Source organism: Mongoliitalea lutea (assembly GCF_014652135.1).
Lineage (GTDB): Bacteria > Bacteroidota > Bacteroidia > Cytophagales > Cyclobacteriaceae > Mongoliitalea > Mongoliitalea lutea.
This window is the reverse complement of record NZ_BMYF01000043.1, coordinates 1-3,841: the sequence shown is the minus strand read 5'-3', so window position 1 is coordinate 3,841 and position 3,841 is coordinate 1. Positions and strand designations below refer to the sequence as shown.

Below are 3,841 nucleotides of genomic sequence, written 5' to 3'. Positions count from 1 at the left end.
GTTTGGGATTGCAAAAGTGCAACTCTTTTCCGCTTCCGCAAAACTTCAAACAAAAATAATTTATCCACTCAAGTAAAGAAGCTGAAAGTCAAGAAGAAAAATTTAAAAAATCCCCAACGAATGGTTTTCATCATTCATTGGGGATAGAGCAATCGGGTAGAATACCTGCCAAAAAATGTAATTCAGGTATCCTACGATAAGCTAAACTTACTTACACTTTACAAAACTTTCACACGTATATCCTTCCAGTAAATCTTAATTCCTCCACCATCATGGATCTGCAAGAGTATACTTCCTTCACCTTTACCGATAAGTTCATCCGTATAATCTACCATTTCCACTCCATTTAAATACGAAACAACTCGATCCCCTTTGACAACTATGCGCATGTGATTCCAATCACCATACCGTAAGGCTGCATCTTTTGAAGGGTCTGGCTTGACTAGCCATCCTCTACCATAGGACTCGTAAATACCTCCCGTATCCTGTCCTGGCGGCGCTACCTCCACCTGCCAACCGGAAACCTTTGTACCGTCTACTGTAGAACGGATAAAAATCCCGCTATTTCCATCGGCTTCTTGCTTGAATTGAGCCTCCAATTCAAAATCCTTGAATTGTTGCACCGTGCCTAGGTACCCATAATCTTTCTCCGGGCCACTTTCAGAAATCAATAGTCCATCCTCAACATACCAGAGCTCAGTGCCAAAAATCTGCCATCCCTCTAGATTCTTTCCATTGAAGAGGCTGATATATTCATCTTGTGCATAGGTTACTTTGACAAAGCAAAGCATCAGTGCACATAAAGAAAGTTGCTTGATCATAACTGACGGATTTTGATATTTTTAAACCAGGCTTCACTACCATGGTCCTGTAAAGCAATCAAACCCTTGGTCTGCTTAGCATAATCCGGAAAAGCATCCCACTTGCCACTATTCCGGCGAGCAGTCCAATCCTCTGATCCCGGAACAAAGGAGACTGTCTGTTTCCCATTTAGCCAATAGCTTGCTCCATTTTTGGTATAGATGATTTTCGAGGTATTCCACTCTCCTGCTTCTCTGACTACTCCTTCCAAATCCGGTGCATACATGCCATAATCAGCTGCCAAGGACTGCCAATCTTCTAACTTTTCCGGGAAACCCAACTGATCGATGACCTGATACTCTGGACCAGTCTCATAAGGTGCTTTATATTGTGGGCCTTCAACAACGTGATAAAATACACCACTATTTCCTCCTAGGGCAATTTTCCAAGTAAACTCTAACTCAAATTCATCAAAATCCACCGGCCCAAACACAATATCCCCACCAATATCACCTCCCAAGCCAAGTGCTTTTAATGCTCCATCCTCCACCGTCCATCCTTCGGGAAAGTCCGTCCCATTGAAGGCTCTCCAACCAAAGGGATCTTCCCCATCAAACAGCAACATCCAACCTGCCTCCTTTTCATCTTCGGTCAAAGCATTTTCCAAGACCATAACTTCCTCTTCAATTGCTTCTGTTTCTACGTCCTTTTCAGAAGCACAAGCTAACAATAGCCCACTAACCAAGAGGGCCGTCCATAAGTATTTCCATTTCATATTCATATCAATTGCATAGTTACGGGATCCCAAGTTATAAATTTGTTTTGGAAATAACTGTCATTACAAAGCAGCGCAGGAGCAGCTGCACGGAAGCCAAACTCAGGGTCTTCGGCAACAGTACCTCCTGTTCTGATGGCTTCAAACCAGTTTCCAAAATGATCATAATGCGCCCCTTTCCAACTTCTTTCTGCCGTGTACACCAATTCTTTGGGGGGTAAGATGGAGGCCCGCGCTTGCGACTCTCCTCTCAAACGTGCCTGTTCTTGTAGATAAGGATCATCAGATGCGAGGGATTGATTCATTTTTACAACAACTTCCTCCCATTTGACATCCATGGACCCTTTCGTACCAACGATTCTCAGATAAGTAGTGCCTGAGGTGCCGTCGACGAAGTTACATCTTAAGGATAAATTAAACCCAGGATGTTGTGGCGTATCAGGATAATCAAAACTTCCCAGTAATACATCGGGCACTTCCCTTCCATCTTTCCAATACCTCAATCCACCCATGGCTGATATCTTAGTAGGTCCATAGGAGTCAGTAATAAAATGTAAGCTAGAAAATAAGTGGACAAACAAATCTCCTGACATACCTGTGCCGTAATCCAAGTAATTTCTCCAACGAAAAAACCGTAAGGGATCCCATGAGAGTTGGTTGGTGTTGGAGATGTAGCGTTTCCAGTCCACCATCTGCTCATTTCCATCCTTGGGCAAGGCATATTGCCATGCACCCTCCGGTGACATGCGTGCCCAAAACCCTTCTGCATAGACGATATCCCCAATAGCCCCTTGCGCAAGTAGCTCTTTGGCCTTTTCATTACCCAAGGAAGACACTCCTTGGCTACCAACAATCATCACCTTTCCGGATTTTTTCCAAGCATCGATAACATCCTTACCTTCTTTGACCGAGTGTACCATTGGTTTTTCACAATACACGTGCTTGCCAGCATGTAAGGCATCTATGCTGATCTGTTTATGCCAGTGATCGGATGTTCCGATAATCACGGCATCTACATCTTTTCTTTTCAGCAATTCTTGATAGTCTTGGGTAACAAAAAGCTGACTTCCCCAACGGTTTTTGGCTGCATCCAACCGACCTTTATATAAATCGCATACCGCTACTAATGCTATATTTGGGTGTTGCAGGGCTGTTTGAGTATCTTCTACTCCCATACCTCCTGCACCAATCAAGCCAATACGAATAGTCTTGAGTTCTGTAGTGGACTTGGGAAAATTTCTGGTTAATAATGACTTTTCCTGTGAGGATGCTTCCAGTGCCATGGGGCTTAGTGCAGCAATTGCACTAGTGGCAGTTAGTTTTTTGAGAAAATGACGGCGATGTTGCTTCATATATTATTCGATCAATTAGCAATTAAGCGTAAAAGTTAATCGAATTTTTTATAAAAGAATATCTAAATTATAGAAATTTTTCAGTCGATAGCGTTTTCATTTCAACCACATGGTAATTCAAAAAAATTATAGTGGCTACAATTCAAGACTCATTTGGTGAATATATTCACATACTCCGTAAAATACCTTAACCTTCCCCCATACCAAGAAAATATTTCCCCATCAACCAACTGAATGTGCGTTTGCAGCAATTGGGTGGCAAATTCATCGATGGGCTTTTGCTTGAAGGGAAAAGGTTGGACAATCGTTATACAAACAACCGTTTGCAAAAATTATCATCAACCCTTAGAAACAACCTCTCCTGATATCATCAGCTTATGGACTTGGTCTTTGCAGGTAGTAATCACCAACACATGCTTTCTAAATGTACCCAAAGACTTTGCATCAAACTTTACTTTAATTTTTCCTTTCTCTCCAGCAGATAATTCTTTGGGGAACTCAACTGCCGTGCATCCACAGGTAGTGCTGACTTCGACAATCCGTATTTTTCTAGCGGAGGTATTTTCAATAGGAAACTCATGGAAAACCTCAATATTTTGAGCTATTTTCTCATAATTATAGTGTCTCCCTCCTGGAAATATGATTTCCGAATTAGTGAGAACCATGAATAAAGCTACTATAAGCCAATGAAGTCCCATAATGATTTTTTAATGCTAATACATTTGAATTTCCTTACGATTCCAATAATCATTGGAAAGCTTATGCCTACGCTTCAGCTCAGGTATGATATACAGCTGAATATTGGAAAAATCAGCAAATTGTTCGGACAGCGGTCTGTGTTGGGATAAATCGGAAAGAACTTTCTGTTCGTTGGGCAATGGTGGGAAAGAAGCATTTTCCCAAAACTTTGGAT

The 3,841-nt window shown here is 41.8% G+C and carries 4 protein-coding genes and 1 pseudogene; all 5 read right to left on the bottom strand.

Annotated features, from left to right (window positions below; all coding sequences use genetic code 11):
* Nucleotides 1-218: 218 nt before the first annotated feature.
* A complete protein-coding gene (locus IE080_RS19210) occupies nucleotides 219-791 on the bottom strand; it encodes a 3-keto-disaccharide hydrolase (protein ID WP_373295143.1) in 573 nt (190 codons plus the stop codon).
* Nucleotides 792-817: 26 nt separating this feature from the next.
* Entirely contained in the window at nucleotides 818-1,576 is a 759-nt protein-coding gene (locus tag IE080_RS19205) for a 3-keto-disaccharide hydrolase (RefSeq protein WP_189586763.1), read from the bottom strand.
* 2 nt (nucleotides 1,577-1,578) lie between these two features.
* The gene (locus tag IE080_RS19200; protein WP_189586760.1) at nucleotides 1,579-2,928 is read right to left on the bottom strand and encodes a Gfo/Idh/MocA family protein; all 1,350 of its coding nucleotides are present in this window, start codon (nucleotides 2,926-2,928) and stop codon (nucleotides 1,579-1,581) included.
* Between the two features lie 338 nt (nucleotides 2,929-3,266).
* Nucleotides 3,267-3,626 (bottom strand): DUF1573 domain-containing protein, encoded by a 360-nt coding sequence (locus IE080_RS19195; protein ID WP_189586757.1) that lies wholly within the window; start codon nucleotides 3,624-3,626, stop codon nucleotides 3,267-3,269.
* Nucleotides 3,627-3,641: 15 nt separating this feature from the next.
* Nucleotides 3,642-3,841, bottom strand: a pseudogene (locus tag IE080_RS19190) (hypothetical protein); the annotation flags it as partial.

Bases quoted from the DNA above. Each gene is read 5' to 3' on its own strand.
- IE080_RS19210 (WP_373295143.1), bottom strand. From the start codon at position 791: ATGCTTTGCTTTGTCAAAGTAACCTATGCACAAGATGAATATATCAGC.
- IE080_RS19205 (WP_189586763.1), bottom strand. From the start codon at position 1,576: ATGAAATGGAAATACTTATGGACGGCCCTCTTGGTTAGTGGGCTATTG.
- IE080_RS19200 (WP_189586760.1), bottom strand. From the start codon at position 2,928: ATGAAGCAACATCGCCGTCATTTTCTCAAAAAACTAACTGCCACTAGT.
- IE080_RS19195 (WP_189586757.1), bottom strand. From the start codon at position 3,626: ATGGGACTTCATTGGCTTATAGTAGCTTTATTCATGGTTCTCACTAAT.